A 15,148-nucleotide genomic window follows, 5' to 3' on the forward strand; every position below is an offset into this window, starting at 1 on the left:
TTATATGGCAATTATCCAAAATCAACGAAGATTAAGGCAATATCAGCATCTTCTTCTGCTATATCAGTACCAACCATTGTAATTCGTACGGAAGTAGTAGCTGGCTTTCAGATTCATACGCTAGTGCTTACCTCTTCAACTCCTGGAGATATTACCTCAACGATTTCCCAACCGGCTTTTTCCAATTCTTCCTCATGCCCTTCTATAGATGACCTTTGGGCGGCAACACAAAGCAAATGTGATGGTCTGGACATGGCAACATAAGCATTTTTTAAGGCAACTTTCCCCATCTTCCCTATTTTTTCTTTTTTGTGCCCTTTAAATGAATCTATAAGACTACTGACATCATAATTACGGTAAAACGTTTCTAAATAGAGAGTTGCGGTATGTGTTTCACCTTTTACACCAGCAATTGTATCAATATCAATATTAATAGTTGTCCCGTCATCACATGTATATGAGAATATATTTAATGACGATTGACTAACTTCTACTTCGAATTGGGTTCCTTCAAAGAAAGTTTTCAATTTTTCAAAGGATTGATTACCAAATAAAAGAGTAATTACTTCCTTACTAAATACGATAAACTCCTCTCTTACATCTTCCTCCATTCTTACTTTCAAACACCACTTCATTAATTTATCTTGAATGGAATCATATAACATTGGGTCATGTTCTTTAACTTTGTTTAATAAAGCTTTTTTTGAAAAGTACGTACCTCGGTCGGTTCTAATGCCTAGAATAGCTACCATTCGTAACAATGCTGCTAAAATAGCATTCCGATATGCTTTTACATCAGAATCACTATGCGGGTCAATAAAACTTTTGTTTAAATAATCCGAAACAAACTTTGGTCCCACAGCACTCCTTTTTTGAATGTATTCTTGAAAATAGCTTGGGATTTTTATTCTCTCATCCCCATTATCTTTACCGATTCTTCCGACAGCTTTAAATCTATTGTTTCCTATGTTGTGTAAACCATTTGAAATTATTAAATTCGCAAATCGCTGCAAAACGTTATTAATATTTTCTGTATCATATACAATAATCTTAGGTGGTATAACTGGAAGCTGGTCATTTCCGGTCATTCCAGATTCTAAAAGTTCAAATGGAGCAATCACCTTACTAATTATAGAAGAATTTCTGTTACTATTCGTAATTTTCAAGGGGGCTTGTCCTATGTCCCAAGCAAATTCTTCAGAATTTCCATAGATTGCTTGATTCGGGTCCCCAAACCTTTGCATTATTACTTTCTCTTTGTCAAACAATCGATTGAGAATGTCGAGTTGTAATGGCGATGTGTCCTGCATTTCATCAATAAACACAAAAGCAAATCGTTCAGAAAAAAAACTTCTTAGGTGGCTTTCACCTTGTTGCATGTATTTGACCGCCAAATAATAAGCATCATCATAACTTAATATTCCATCTTCAATGATACCTTTTTTCAGTCCCCTTAAAGCATTTGATGTTTTTCCTTCTGATTTAAATAAAGGTTTTCCCGTTCCGTTAATTAAGGTATCATTCTCTGGATTGAGATGGATATCAATTAGATACTTAAAAACATCAACCTGAGTTTTAAATGTTTTAATAAGCCAAAATTTTACTCCTTTATCCAAAGTATAAAATCGCTTTCTAACTTCTTCATTATATTTTTCGTCATCAATGGATACTACGTTTCTATTGAACTGGTTTCTGAAATAAGGAATAGCTAAATACTGATTTATAAAAGATTGTATAGTCCCAAAATAGTTTGGATATTCAAACAATTTCTTACTATCGACATCCAATCTTTCCCTTATTTCATCAATAGCAACGTTTGTATGCGTTAGTACACAGATTCCTTTATTATTCAATTCATGCAAATGGTCTCCAATTATAGACAACTTCGCTAATAGGGTAGTTGTTTTACCACTTCCTGGGCATGCCACAATATCTTTAGACTCTAAGCAACATAGTATGCTCCGTTTTTCTTCACTAAACGTATCTCCATTGGGTAAAAAGAGGGATTCAGCCTTCACTATATCCTCTGTTGAAATCGAAATCATACTTCTTCACCTAATTTCGCAGCAAACTTAATTGCATTTACAAGGTAAGATAAGTTCTCATCCTTTTTAATTCTTTCTTTAGTTTCTGCTGGGTCAAGACTAGAAAGAATTTCGGCAAAGCATTGGGCTACAATTGCTTTTGAGATTTTTTTGTCAAGCATATAGCCATTATAGATAGCGTAGGCAATTGCTTCATTAGTTCGTTGTTCCTGTTTCCATTTTGACAATTCACCTTCCACAAACTCAATACCCGCTGCCTTTTTCTCCTCGGTTAGTCCATATTTCTCACTATTCTCGATGTATTCAGCAAACTTAATTGCAATAAAAAATTCATTTTGAAATTCACCTGCTGCAATACAATACTCTAGTGTCCATGAGTCCGAAACAAAGCACTTTACTTCGTCCTTTGTATATAGTTCTTCTTTTCTCTGTTTGTGGTAACTTTTTGCCTCTTCATAGGTAACATTATCTCTATCTCCTATTTTATAAGTTGAGCCACTTATGGAAGGTTTAACATCCAAATCAGTCACACAAGCTACAGGGATACCCATATTTTCTGCCTCGTTTTCTCTTAAGAAGATATTTGAGTATCTCAAAAACGCAGTGCTACCCACATTGATTACAGAAATCCCATACTTTGAAAGTGAGATTCCAAGTATTTGAGAAAGGGTTGGAATGAGTATGTTTTCTGCATCTCCTTCTACCATAATAATTCCATTCGCAAAAAATAAATTAGATTTTGTTACATCTAAGAATCTTTGCAGAAATAAATAGTCCCCTTTTCTTAACTTTGTATAAGTGGACCCCATGTTAAAAACACCTGAGCTTTTACACATAATTAGATTTTCTACATTCACTTTTGAAGCAAGATTTGGACTGTGTGTGGTGAGTATCATTTGAATGGATGATTCATTGCAAACAGACTCTAAATATTCTATTAATAACGACTGGGATTGAGGATGTAAATGTGCTTCTATCTCCTCAATTAAAGCTAGTTTTAACCCACTAAAATTTTCTCTTTTTAACAGGAGTAGTTCCGTTGCAATAAAAAGTAAATTTTGAGACCCTAAACCAGCTTTATTATTTTGGAGCAGTAGACTCAGTTTCTCTAGTATTGATTTTAATTTCGTATCAGCAATATTAAAGTTTGTCTTAAGAAGATTACCTTCTCTTGAAAATTTATTTAAATAGCTGTTTAGTTCTTCTAGTAACTTTTTCCCTTCAACATCGGCAATCCCATTACCATGCCCATCTAACCCTTTGAAGTAGTTACTAATTGAATTGTTGGCATCTTGGATAATCTTAATTAATTGATGATTTTCTTCATTACTAAATGCATCATGATTGTACAGAATCTGTGATAGTCGTGAGTTTCTCCTGGAGCCTAACTCTCTCTCTGAATCTCTTAGTGGCTTGAGATAAGTTGTTCTCAATAGTTCCCGCGCTTTTCCGTCCATTTGTGAGCCTTCTTCTTGAGAACCAGCTTTGATATCGTAATAAATATTTTTACCTTCCCTTTTTGCAGCAAAAGTTAACTTTAGATAAAATGTGGTTTCTCCAGCAGCTTCTTCAAAGCTCAGCCACTCCAAAAAGTTTTTTGCTTCAGTATCACTTAATCCCTTAAAGATGCATTCAATTTTAAATTCACTAGACCTGAATTTTTCTTCCTTTCCAGGCTCTAGATAAAAGTCTTCCACTTCCGGCTTTATAAAATCGTTGCTTTGTGTACTAAGGACCAACTTTACCGCATCAATGATAGCTGTTTTTCCGCCATCGTTTTCACCAACAATAAGATTTAGTTTGGGATTAAGATTTAAACTTAGTCCTGGAGTAACTTTCCCTTCTTCCATTGTTTTAATTCCATACTTTCTAAAATTTGATATATTTAGTTGATATAGATACATGACTACCTCTCCCACGTTCTTTTTATCTCCTATTATACTGGTTATTACTTACAAAACTACCAGAAGTATTAAAAATTTGTCGAACTTTAGCATTAAAAACCTATTGAGTTTTATATCCTCATTATCTATTGTTCGTTTTTTAACTTTTTTAGAAGTTAAAAAAGTCCACCCAAAAGTCATTTACAATTCTCCATTAGCGTACATTCAAGGAGTTCTTGTGATTTTTTAAACACTAAGAATGATGTTTCTCAACTAACTCTTACTTTCGATGAACTCGAAGGGATTTTAGAAAATAAACTTCCGCAGTCTGCGTTTGTCTATGATGTGTGGTGGAGAAAAGATAAAACACATTCACAAGCAAAGATGGGTGAGCAAGGAATGGAAAACTACCAAACCAAATCGACTTTATAGAAAAATTACCTTCATTAGATAGGTTGTTAATATTACTATTTAGACAAGATATTGCCGCACAATGGAGATTTTTATTTGAGCAGAATCGGTTTACGTTGTAAAAAACACTTGAAGTTTGGAGGGTAATATAATTTTTAAAAAAATTGGTGGTAGGGAGGTTTGAAACTCTAGTTCGATGCTTTATTATACAAAGAGTGTGCAATTTGATACTAGGCAAAAAAGGGTTGAAAAAGAGGATGCTCCTTATAAGTGCATCCTCTTTCTTAATTACTTAGTTACTTCAAAATCGGTATGAGCATTTTCTACGTTTTCAACAAACGTTTCTTGCCATTCATCTTTATCTTCATATTCATTAATTTTTTTCACGTGAGCTTGGATAGTCTCTTTTAAATCATCTTCATCCATAGTAGTATATTTCTTTCCCTGCGCATGATGTTCAGCAACCCAATCTTGGAAAACTTGGTCGATAGTTTGGTCATTTGTAAGTTGACCAAATTTGCGTTTTTCTAACGTAGCTGCTATTTTTTCAGTAAACGACATTTAATTACCCCCTTATTTTTGACTCTATTATTTTATCAGTAAAATTTACCAATTAAAATACCTCATTTGAATAATTCGAAATTTTCTACAAAGGAGTAAATATTCAATTTAATTGCTACTAAATTTTAATATTTGTTCTATCTGTTAGAATTTTCATAATAGTAACCGCCCATTGTATAGTCTCCTGAAATAATCCCTTCAAATGAGGTAAATCCTCTAAAGGTATTTACTATCTTTTTATTGAGATTTTTCTTACAAAAAACCGTCAATATTATATACTGGTACACACTGCTATATCTTAACCAATACAAGGAGTTGAGATATTTGAAATATGAGTTTACATTAGGGCATACAAATAAAGAGGAACAGAAAACATATTTCGAAAATCAGCAACGGTTTTTCAACATAATCGAAAACCTGTAAGTTATTTTAGGAATTCCGTTTTTATCTACCTTAATGCACTCAACGAAGTGATGGAGTATTTCCTCTTTAATGTCTGTTTAAAAGAAGTTATTTAGCGCTTACCGTCAATAACTAAAGAATGGAAAACAGTGGTGAAGAAAAGGAATAATAATTACTCCTTTCCTAATAAAATACTTTTCCCGCAATTCATTTGCTTTCGGGTAAAATATGTTTATAGGAAGGAGTTGGATGATTTGGATAAAGGGTTTGTTTGGTATATGAGTTATGGTTCTAACCTGTCTAGGGAACGCTTCATGTGTTACATCGAAGGTGGCGCACCAGAGGGCTCCACTTCAACAGAAAGAGGATGCAGGGATACCTCTTCACCTATAAGAGATGAATTTGTAGAAATACCCTATCCCCTCTATTTTGCCGGACGTTCGGGTCGTTGGGGTGCAGCTCCAGCTTTTATCGGATTAGAGCCAGTAACCAACGAAAAAACCATAGGTAGAATGTATTTGATTACAAAAGGTCAATTCATGGATATAGCCGCTCAGGAAAATGGATTGGATGAGTTAGATATAGATTTAGATAAAGTAAAAGACAAGAAAAAGTTAAGAGTAAGCAGAAGAATGTACGGAACGATGCTTCATGTAGGGCAAAAGGACGGATACGAGATTTTTTCATTTACATCTAATAATGATATTCAAGATGTCCAATTTGCAAAGCCGTCGATTGCGTATTTGGCAATGATTTTAAGCGGCATCCTTACTAATCTATCTCTTACAAAAGAAAAGGCTATCGAGTATTTACATGTTAAGCCGGGTGTAAGGGAATATTTCAGCCTAAATGAACTAAAACAACTACTATAAAAATGAAAAAAGGCACGAAATTTTAGAGGCTACTGCAAAACACAAGAATTAATCTTTGAAACACATTATGTAGAGGAACAGAAAAACGGTGGTACACTACCAATGGTAGGTACTCACCCCTTTTTTAGGTGTTTTTGGACTTTTGCAGTGCCCTCTTTTGGCGTGCCTTTTTTAATATATTGTCCATCGTATTTTTCTAGTCTTCTTTTTAAAAATGAGCCTTTGGTTTTAGGAAAGGTGCTCCTCAATGTTAACAATGCAAATTAAAGCATCCAACTGCTACCATCTCTATAAATGCGAGGAAAATTTGTACCCGTAGTTTCAGGTAGAATAGGAATCCCTAGAATAGACTTAATAACTGCTGAAGAGGAAGGTTAAACTCCTCTTCCTCGTAGTATTGTTTTCAACCCTTAGTTGTAACTTTATTTCTAAAAGTAATTAATTGATACAGTGGTAAAAGCTGCTTAATTTTCTTTAGGGCAAACTTTGCAAGGGTAATTCTATCTTTTAATATATCACTTTCAGGTAATAGTAAATAACTACAGAAAGATTCATACCCTGGCTTATCATATTTCTTATAAAATTTGATAAAATCTTCTGAGTCATTCTTATCAAATGAAAAACTTGCTATTACCCTATCATTCTTTGCGTCTGTTACAAACCACGTAAATCCTTTTCCTTTTAATTTTGCAATTTCTTTATTAATACTCTTAATTTTTACTTTATCAGGTTTGATAATAATATCGTGCATAGTACCCCTATCTACTGCATCATTAGCAACAGAATGAAAAAGAATTATTTCAAAACCATTGCTAACTAAACAAAATTGGATACATGCGTGTTTTTGAAAGCCCATATATTCATCCGATGATGAATGGCTCCCTCTTGAAGGAGATAAGAATTCATTTAGTTGCTTTACTTCTTGCTCTGTTTTCCCATAACGCACACCTATCCAAGATACTCGATTATGATTGAAATGATTTGGTTCTATCCCGGATGTTAAATTATTTGATTTCCAATGTTCATGTAAATCTAATTCATTAACATGTTTTTTTAGTAATTTGTGTACACTTGTTAATTTATCTCGAATTAGCTTTCTCCTTTCTTTAATTGCTTTATCATTTAAAATAGCATTTCTATGAAATAAAGTTTCATAATCTTCATAAGTAAAAAAGTGCTTAGATAAATCATACTCATCCTTCTCAAAAGAATCATCATTAGTAATTCTTCGATTAAGCTTTTTCTTAATATCTTTTTGTAAGTTATTTAATTTTAATAATTCAGCTTCAATTTCCTTATAAAAATCAATAATTGACTTATCTACCAAACTAGCATTATTCTTACAATAATCGAAAAAAAGGAGTATCCTATCTACGTTATGTTTATCTCCTTCATGATAGCTCATAAACTCTAGATTTTTCTGAAACCCTCCTTGAGTTAAATTAGAGGAACCATGAATTAGTTCAAAATCTCCATTTTCTTTTTCAACTAGGTATACTTTGGCATGTAAATGCAAGGAATCTACTATATAGACATTTGCGATATTACTTAATTCTTTCAACAGGAAGACTGCTGAAGTATTGTTAAACTCAGTTGATAAAAAGATAATTACATTTGATTTAGATAATTTATTTTTTTTAATAACATTTTTTAATAAGTTTAAGCCAAACTCAGAAAAGTAAGCTGTAGCAATTCGAATTGATTTTATATTAATTAACCTATCAAAATATTCTACTAAATTACCACGTTTCCATTGGTAATTAACCAATTCAGTCACCCCTTATCTGATATAACTTCAAATATTTTTTAACTACTTTATATGTAATCGTCTTCCTGCCATTCAAGTATATAAAATACCAACGATTCCTAATTATACCATGTTCATTTTTATTTAATAATTCCAAACAACATAAAAAAGCCTTCATTAAAGGATTAAATAATTAAAAAGCTGACAATATTAGTTCACAGGTAAACACTACTACATCTCAACAAATGTGTATTGGAGTTGAGATGTTTGAAATGCGCAGTATACATTCGTGTATCGACTGATAAGGAGGAGCAGAAAACTTCTCTAGAAAACCAGCAGAGGTTTTTTTACAACATTATCGTGGAGAAAGGATGGGATTTGTTTCGTTTATACATTGATGTGGAATCAGGAACAAAAGATAGGAAGCGCGAAAACTTGCGTCAACTGATTGAAGATGCGAAGCAGCATAAGTTCGATGTAATTCTTTCAAAGGAATTATCACGACTTGCACGGAATGGGAAGCTTTCTTACGAAATAAAGGATATTGCTGAAAGGCATAATATCCACATCATCACCTTTGATAATGCAATTAACTCCCTTGAGGGCAATATTCATATGTTCGGCTTGTATGCTTGGGTCTATGAACAGGAATCACAGCGTACCTCTGAACGTATCAAAGCTGCTCTAAACACAAATGCCAAAAGAGGAGATTTTCATGGTTCAAGCGCTCCCTATGGATATAAGGTAATTGATAAGAAGCTAGTTCTTGCAGATGATTATACACCTGAAGTTGTTAAGAGCATATTCGATTTATATTTGAGTGGAAAGGGTTTCGATTCCATAGCTCGCTCTCTTTCCAAAAAGGAGTACCCAACAGCCTCTCAGGTGGCACAGAAGAGCAATGCAGGTCGATATTGGCATGGTTCAACTATTAAAACCATCCTGAGTAATCCGCATTATACAGGCGATTTAGTTCAGGGAAGGGAAACAACTAGAAGTGTTACATCCCAGTCCAGGCACAGTGTTCCGGAAGAAAGCCAAATTGTTGTAAAGAACACTCACCCTGCAATCATTTCTCATGAAATGTTCAATGCCGTGCAAGAGCTAATGAAAAGCCGCAAAAAAAATTATACAAAAGTAAAAAAACATCTTTTTACGAATGTATTATATTGTTCTGATTGTGGAACAGGCATGTGGTACAGGCAGAATCGAGTTGGTTATATTTGCGGTAGTTACGCTCGACATGGGAAAATCGCTTGTACTCAAAGAACGATAAAAGAAAAGGATTTAAAAGAAACAATCCTTTCTGATATTAAAAAAATGGCTCAAGTTATTAACGATAAGGCATACCTAAATACCCTTGCCTTAGATGCTCAAAAGAAACAAAAGCAAGTTACTCAAATTTTAAACAACATTGAAAATGAGATTAAAGCTTCTAAAGCAAAAAAGAAACGTTACCTTGAGATGCTTGCAGAAAAACAAATCACTCATGAAGAATACCGTGAAGTTGCTGATGAACATCAAGGTCGAATTAATGAATTAAATATTAAAAGGAGTGGGCTTGAAGCCTCACTCCGACATGATGAATTTCTTGGAAGAATTGAAAACCTCCGGAACACAATAAACCGTTTCTTTCCTCTTAATGAAGTAACGGAGGAGATACTCCATCACTTTGTTGAACGTATTGATGTAGACAGAAACGGCAAGCCGACAATTATTTATCGGTTTTCAATTTTACCTGGTTAATTTTCCCTCAAAACTATCTGCGACACGCACTCAACATGCGCTGTCTGTGGAAACATATCCACCGGCTGAATGTACTTCACTTCATATTTAGCACTCAGTGTCTGAATATCCTTCGCTAATGTAGACGGATTACATGATACATAAATGAGTCTTCTTGGTTTTACCTGCAAAATCGTTTGAAGCAGTTGGTTATCAAGTCCAGTTCTTGGCGGATCCACAACCATAACATCTGGCTGCCAACCTTTTTTAACCCATTTCGGCAGCACTTCTTCCGCTTTCCCAGGTACATACTTTGTATTTGTGAAACCGTGGCGTTTGGCGTTTTTCTTTGCATCAACAATCGATTCTGGAATAATATCCATCCCGCGGACTTCCGCAGCCTGATCTGCCAGCCATAACCCAATTGTACCCACGCCGCAATACGCATCGGCCACTTTTTCCGTACCGGTAAGCCCTGCCGCTTTCTTCACTTCATTATAAAGCTTGACGGTTTGAGTTGGATTCAGCTGAAAAAAGGTTCTTGCTGACAGTTCGAACTGCAGGTCCCCCAACGTTTCTTGAATGACTTCACTACCGGCTAACGAAACGGTCTCCTCTCCAAAAATGAGTGAGGTTTTCTGGCCGTTAATGTTTTGCACAATCGACTTCACATTCGGCAACCTTTTTTGGATTTCTGATATAATAAGCTCCTTTTTAGGAAGTTCTTTTTGCGAAGTGATTAATACAACCTGAACTTCTCCTGAATGCACCCCAACACGAGTGACAATCGTTCGAACGATTCCTTTACGAGATTTTTCATTATAAATCGGAATCTTTAAATCCTCTAAAATTCGTTTCACCTGCGCTGTGGCTTCATTTGTTTGTGCATGCTGGACAGCACATTGGTCAATATCAATTAACTGGTGAGAGTTTAAGCCATATAATCCGGCAAGGACCTTTCCATCTCTCTGCCCCACTTGGAAACTGCTTTTGTTCCGGTATCCCCACGGATCTTCCATGCCAATTGTATCACGGATGTCCAATTTGTTTACGTCCAGCTTTGTATGGCGTTCAAGCGATTGAATGACAATATCGCGTTTTTCTTTAAGTTGTTGGTCATATCCTAAATGCTGAAGCTGGCAGCCGCCGCATTGATCATATACTGGGCAGAGTGGTTGAACACGATGCGGTGATTTAATGCGGATTTTTTTAATTTTTGCTTCGGCAAATTTCGGATTAATTTTTGTGGCCTCAACAACTACCTCTTCTCCTGGCAGCGCCCCCGGTACAAAAACTACCTGTTTTTTAAAATAACCGACACCTTCTCCATTGATGCCCAGCCGTTTTATGGTCAGCGGGAAGGTTTGATTTACTTGTATTTTAATGTTTTGATCTGTTTTCATGTTTTTTCACGATTCCATCCATTTTTATTTTCATCGTATTATAGCATGTTTCCAGATTAATTGTCGGAGATTCCTTTGCCGCCTATGGGTAAAATTTCCGTTGCCTCAATACCAGCAATAAGTGTTTTGGCCCGCTCAATCATTGTTTTTGACCCTTCTAATAATAGTGATCTTTTGTGGGCTTCCGCATTTATCCAAACCTCTGTAACCCATATTACTTCCGGCTCACCTTTCGATTTATTGACGATATAGATTTCACACTCATCAAGACTTTTCATAGCTTCTGCTGCGTTTAACAATATTTGTAATAATTCATCACTTTTCCCCTGGATTGCTGTAAATCTAACGTACATGCCATATTTATTCATAAGTTTAAGTTCCTCCCTCATTTGATATAAGTATGGTCACACATCGTTGTATTGAATACAAGGTCTTCATGAAAAAACCGAACTCCTGTTTTGGAATTCGGTTTTTGGTGTTATTTTTTATAGTCATCAAGACTTTTGAATTTATACCCTTTGTTTTTTAAATCCTTAATCACTTTTTCTAATGCATCCGCATTATCTTTTGAAACGGTGTGTAACAGCATGACACAGCCCGGATGAATTTGCTTCATGATATTATCGTACGCATATTGCGCACCTTTTTGCTGATTAACATTCCAATCCACATAGGCGAGTGACCAGAATACATGGGTATATCCTGCGTCTTTAGCAACTTTCATCGTTCTCTCACTAAAGACACCTCTAGGCGGACGTAAATATTTCATTTCTTTTTGACCCGTTAATTCCTTTGTTTTGATCTTAACGGAATCCAGTTCCTCTTTGATTTTCGCATCATTGATGGTGGTCATATCGGGATGATGCCAGGAATGATTGCCGACAATATGACCTTCTTCCACCATTCTTTTAACGAGATCAGGCTGGGAGGTTAGGTAATGACCAGTAACAAAAAATGTTGCTGGTACCTTTTCTTTTTTCAGGACATCGAGAATTTTCGATGTGTAGCCATTTTCATAGCCGTTATCAAAGGTTAGGTATAAGGTCTTTTTTTGAGGATCCCCTTTATAAAAAGACCCGTAATTGGCAAGAAGCTGGTCGTATTGTGCCCCAGCCTCCGGCGGCTGTTCATTCACAGCTTTTTTGAATCCCCAATGGATCGGTTGATTCGAAACAGCTCCATATGTAACACTTGGAATGAGCATCAACAGCATCCCAAGCATAGGCAAGATCTTTTTCATCCATGTTCCCCCTATTTTGTTTTTTATAGTGTTTGTTTTAAAAGGGAAAACATAATTGGAACTTATAGGAAGGATTTTGGTTGGTGATAAATACGGCCTTTGTTGGTACCAGAATGCGGGAAATCTAAATGAGAAAATAAGTAAGCTGCGGCTCTTGGCGATGGGAGTTGGAGGAACCAACATAATTCTGCGTTGGTTATACACGGTTTTATCAGGAGAAAAAAGTCATAAATAGCCGGAAGATGAGCATCTTTAGAAATAGAGTCACAGGAAGGACATTCCCAATTTCTCCCCTTATAATGCATTGGAATATAAAGACATTTAGGACATTTTACACCAGTTATAATTTCACTTATTTCTATATTGTACATTAAAAGGATGTCACTTTTAAGAGGAGTATGTTTCACTAAAATTTGTCTCTTAATTTTTCCAATTGCCTTCGGATCAAGATATTCTTTTTTGAAGTACTTATCTAGCCCCCCTATTTTCATTAAAAGATTTTCGGCCTTACACACTTTCTTTTCCGCTTCAATATATCCAGGGCTTATATGTAAACTGGCTTTTGAATTTGTGAAGCATACAAGATAATCAAGGGGGACTAAGGATAATTGATTCTTCTCAAACCAGTAATTCAGCAAAATTTTATGACGAGAAACTTGAGAAAGAGGATTTGAATATACCTTTTTATTTTCATTCACTTCTTGAGTCAGTTGATGTCTTTCTAAAACAAGCGAACCAGAATAGTTTTTACTGTCAATAATTAAGCCGTATTTTTCAGAAAGGAGGAAAGCATCAATTTGGAAGTAGGAATCTCCATGCGGGAGGCGAATATCGTGGAAAATATGGTACCTTTTTGGTGGAAGCAAGCTTAAAAAATAGTGTAAATTCTTTTCTCCTCGATACCCTGACCTCAAATTGATAAGTTTTTCTTCAACATAGACTCTACTGGGATGATTTTTAACAATTCTTCGTTCAAGAGCCTCATGCTGCTCTAATAATATTGGTTTTATTAGATCTTTTCCAAACAAAATTATCACTCCTTTGTCTTTTGAGTATTATTTTATCGAAATTTGACGTAATTTTTGTTTAAGAATTAGACGATTTTTCGAAGATTTTATTTTATCAACATATTCTTCACGGATATCAACACAGTTTTGAGATATATCAACACAAAATCGCCAGATATCAACACACTTTTAAAAGATATCGACACATTTCTATGATATATCAACACATTTTGTCCGGATATCAACAATTCACACCAAAAAAGGGACAAGCGCAAGCGCCCGTCCTCCAAACAACACAATTATTTAAAAACCGGTTCCTTAAACTGAGTCAATTTTTCCAATGAAGACTTATCCACATCAGCATGCAAGCTGTTTCCGTGAGAGTCCATTGTTACAACAGCAGTGAACCCTTCAACACGTAGGTGCCACATCGCTTCTGGAATACCAAATTCCATAAGGTCAACGCCTTCAACAGACTTAATACAATCAGCATAATACTGAGCCGCGCCACCGATTGCATTTAAGTACACGCCGCCATGCTCTTCTAATGCTGCCAAAGTTTTTGGACCCATACCGCCTTTACCGATAACGGCACGAATACCGAACTTCTTCATGATATCGCCTTGGTAAGGCTCCTCACGAATACTTGTTGTTGGGCCAGCAGCCTTCACATGCCACTCACCTGCTTCGTCTTTTTGCATTACAGGTCCGCAGTGATAAATGACTTGTCCATTTAAATCGACTGGTGCATCGTGATCCATTAAATGTTTGTGGATCGCATCACGGCCAGTGTACATCATTCCCGTAATTTGAACCACGTCGCCAACCTTCAAATCACGGATTTGCTCTTCTGTGATTGGTGCAGTTAACGTAATTACGTCTTCAGATTTAGCTGCAGCCGTTTCCTTTTCAGCCTCAGCCTGAGCAAAATCAATGAATTCTCCTTCTTGGTACATCCACTCATTGATTTCCCCTGTTTCCGGATTTACCGCAACACCCATGCGGCGGAATGCCCAACAGTTATAAGCAACAGAAACATAGAAGCTGGCAGGAATACGGTTCATCACGCCGATTTTACAACCTAGAAGAGTTGCCTCGCCGCCGAAGCCCATTGTACCGATACCAAGTTTATTTGCATTTTCCATTACGTATTCTTCTAACTTACGAAGATCTTCGTTCGGATTTACATCTTCAACAGAACGGAATAATTGTTCTTTAGCTAAATCATAGCCGGAAGAACGGTCACCGCCAATACCAACACCGATGAAACCGGCGCTGCAGCCTTGTCCTTGTGCTTGGTAAACAGAATGCATGATACATTTGCGAATACCATCAAGGTCACGACCGGCACGGCCTAGGCCTTCAAGTTCACATGGAAGGCTGTATTGGATATTTTTATTTTCACAGCCGCCGCCTTTTAAAATTAGGCGAACATCAATATAATCTTTTTCCCATTGGTCAAACTTGATGACTGGTAAGCCCGCACCAAGGTTATCACCACTGTTTTTACCCGTTAAGGAATCAACTGAGTTTGGACGTAATTTTGCCTCTTTTGTCGCTAAAACAATTGCATTGCGGATTGCTTCTTTTAATTCTAGTTGGTTCACCCCAACTGGAGTTTTAATTTTAAAGGTAGGAAGACCTGTATCTTGGCAAATTGGTGAAACTTGATCATCTGCCATTTTAATATTGTTCGTAATCGTTGCAAGGCTCATTGCGGCACTTGTGCCGGCATTTTCCTGTTCCTTGGCAGCTTTAACTGCACGGCGAACGTCTTTTGGAAGTTTCGTAGAAGTTTCTACAACCAGCTTGTACATGCTTTCTTGAAATTTTTCAATATTCAATTCGAGTA

General features: G+C 35.9%; 12 protein-coding genes. 3 read left to right on the plus strand and 9 right to left on the minus strand.

Annotated features, from left to right (window positions below; translation table 11 throughout):
- Positions 1-113: 113 nt before the first annotated feature.
- Complete coding sequence (locus M028_RS0110840) at positions 114-2,045, minus strand: UvrD-helicase domain-containing protein (RefSeq protein WP_026573932.1); 1,932 nt, start codon at positions 2,043-2,045, stop codon at positions 114-116.
- Positions 2,042-3,964: an ATP-dependent nuclease gene (locus M028_RS0110845; protein WP_155925565.1), complete on the minus strand. Its 1,923-nt coding sequence runs from the start codon at positions 3,962-3,964 to the stop codon at positions 2,042-2,044. Before M028_RS0110845 ends, M028_RS0110840 begins: the two co-directional genes overlap by 4 nt.
- 177 nt (positions 3,965-4,141) lie before the next feature.
- Here M028_RS0110845 and M028_RS34060 point away from each other — a divergent pair, with 177 nt between their 5' ends.
- On the plus strand, positions 4,142-4,360 hold the full coding sequence (locus tag M028_RS34060) for a DUF7662 domain-containing protein (RefSeq protein WP_442852783.1): 219 nt from the start codon (positions 4,142-4,144) through the stop codon (positions 4,358-4,360).
- Positions 4,361-4,627: 267 nt separating this feature from the next.
- Here M028_RS34060 and M028_RS0110855 read toward each other — a convergent pair whose 3' ends face one another.
- Positions 4,628-4,900: a hypothetical protein gene (locus M028_RS0110855; protein ID WP_026573934.1), complete on the minus strand. Its 273-nt coding sequence runs from the start codon at positions 4,898-4,900 to the stop codon at positions 4,628-4,630.
- Between the two features lie 656 nt (positions 4,901-5,556).
- Here M028_RS0110855 and M028_RS0110865 point away from each other — a divergent pair.
- Positions 5,557-6,174, plus strand: a complete 618-nt coding sequence (locus M028_RS0110865; RefSeq protein WP_026573935.1) for a hypothetical protein — start codon at positions 5,557-5,559, stop codon at positions 6,172-6,174.
- Between the two features lie 403 nt (positions 6,175-6,577).
- Here M028_RS0110865 and M028_RS0110875 read toward each other — a convergent pair whose 3' ends face one another.
- Positions 6,578-7,942, minus strand: a complete 1,365-nt coding sequence (locus M028_RS0110875) for a phospholipase D family protein (RefSeq protein ID WP_026573936.1) — start codon at positions 7,940-7,942, stop codon at positions 6,578-6,580.
- Positions 7,943-8,188: 246 nt separating this feature from the next.
- On the opposite strand from M028_RS0110875, the gene M028_RS0110880 reads away from it, so the two are divergent.
- Positions 8,189-9,667 (plus strand): recombinase family protein, encoded by a 1,479-nt coding sequence (locus M028_RS0110880; protein WP_026573937.1) that lies wholly within the window; start codon positions 8,189-8,191, stop codon positions 9,665-9,667.
- Here the strand turns inward: M028_RS0110880 and rlmD are convergent.
- The 5 genes from rlmD to M028_RS0110905 form a co-directional block, all read right to left on the minus strand.
- The gene (gene rlmD, locus M028_RS0110885) at positions 9,664-11,049 is read right to left on the minus strand and encodes a 23S rRNA (uracil(1939)-C(5))-methyltransferase RlmD (RefSeq protein ID WP_026573938.1); all 1,386 of its coding nucleotides are present in this window, start codon (positions 11,047-11,049) and stop codon (positions 9,664-9,666) included. The two genes, M028_RS0110880 and rlmD, sit on opposite strands and share 4 nt — an antisense overlap.
- Positions 11,050-11,105: 56 nt before the next feature.
- The gene (locus tag M028_RS0110890; protein ID WP_026573939.1) at positions 11,106-11,417 is read right to left on the minus strand and encodes a putative quinol monooxygenase; all 312 of its coding nucleotides are present in this window, start codon (positions 11,415-11,417) and stop codon (positions 11,106-11,108) included.
- A 110-nt stretch (positions 11,418-11,527) separates the two neighbouring features.
- On the minus strand, positions 11,528-12,262 hold the full coding sequence (gene pdaA, locus M028_RS0110895) for a delta-lactam-biosynthetic de-N-acetylase (protein ID WP_231510800.1): 735 nt from the start codon (positions 12,260-12,262) through the stop codon (positions 11,528-11,530).
- 89 nt (positions 12,263-12,351) lie between these two features.
- Positions 12,352-13,317, minus strand: a complete 966-nt coding sequence (locus tag M028_RS0110900; protein WP_035424076.1) for a nuclease-related domain-containing protein — start codon at positions 13,315-13,317, stop codon at positions 12,352-12,354.
- 278 nt (positions 13,318-13,595) lie between these two features.
- Positions 13,596-15,140: a fumarate hydratase gene (locus tag M028_RS0110905; protein WP_026573942.1), complete on the minus strand. Its 1,545-nt coding sequence runs from the start codon at positions 15,138-15,140 to the stop codon at positions 13,596-13,598.
- Between the last annotated feature and the right edge of the window lie 8 nt (positions 15,141-15,148).

This window comes from Bacillus sp. UNC438CL73TsuS30, from assembly GCF_000482325.1.
Taxonomy (GTDB): Bacteria; Bacillota; Bacilli; order Bacillales; family Cytobacillaceae; genus Neobacillus.

Excerpts from the sequence above, each read along its gene's own strand:
- pdaA (WP_231510800.1), bottom strand. The coding sequence starts at position 12,262 with ATGCTGTTGATGCTCATTCCAAGTGTTACATATGGAGCTGTTTCGAAT.
- M028_RS0110890 (WP_026573939.1), bottom strand. The coding sequence starts at position 11,417 with ATGAATAAATATGGCATGTACGTTAGATTTACAGCAATCCAGGGGAAA.
- rlmD (WP_026573938.1), bottom strand. The coding sequence starts at position 11,049 with ATGAAAACAGATCAAAACATTAAAATACAAGTAAATCAAACCTTCCCG.
- M028_RS0110840 (WP_026573932.1), bottom strand. The coding sequence starts at position 2,045 with ATGATTTCGATTTCAACAGAGGATATAGTGAAGGCTGAATCCCTCTTT.
- M028_RS0110855 (WP_026573934.1), bottom strand. The coding sequence starts at position 4,900 with ATGTCGTTTACTGAAAAAATAGCAGCTACGTTAGAAAAACGCAAATTT.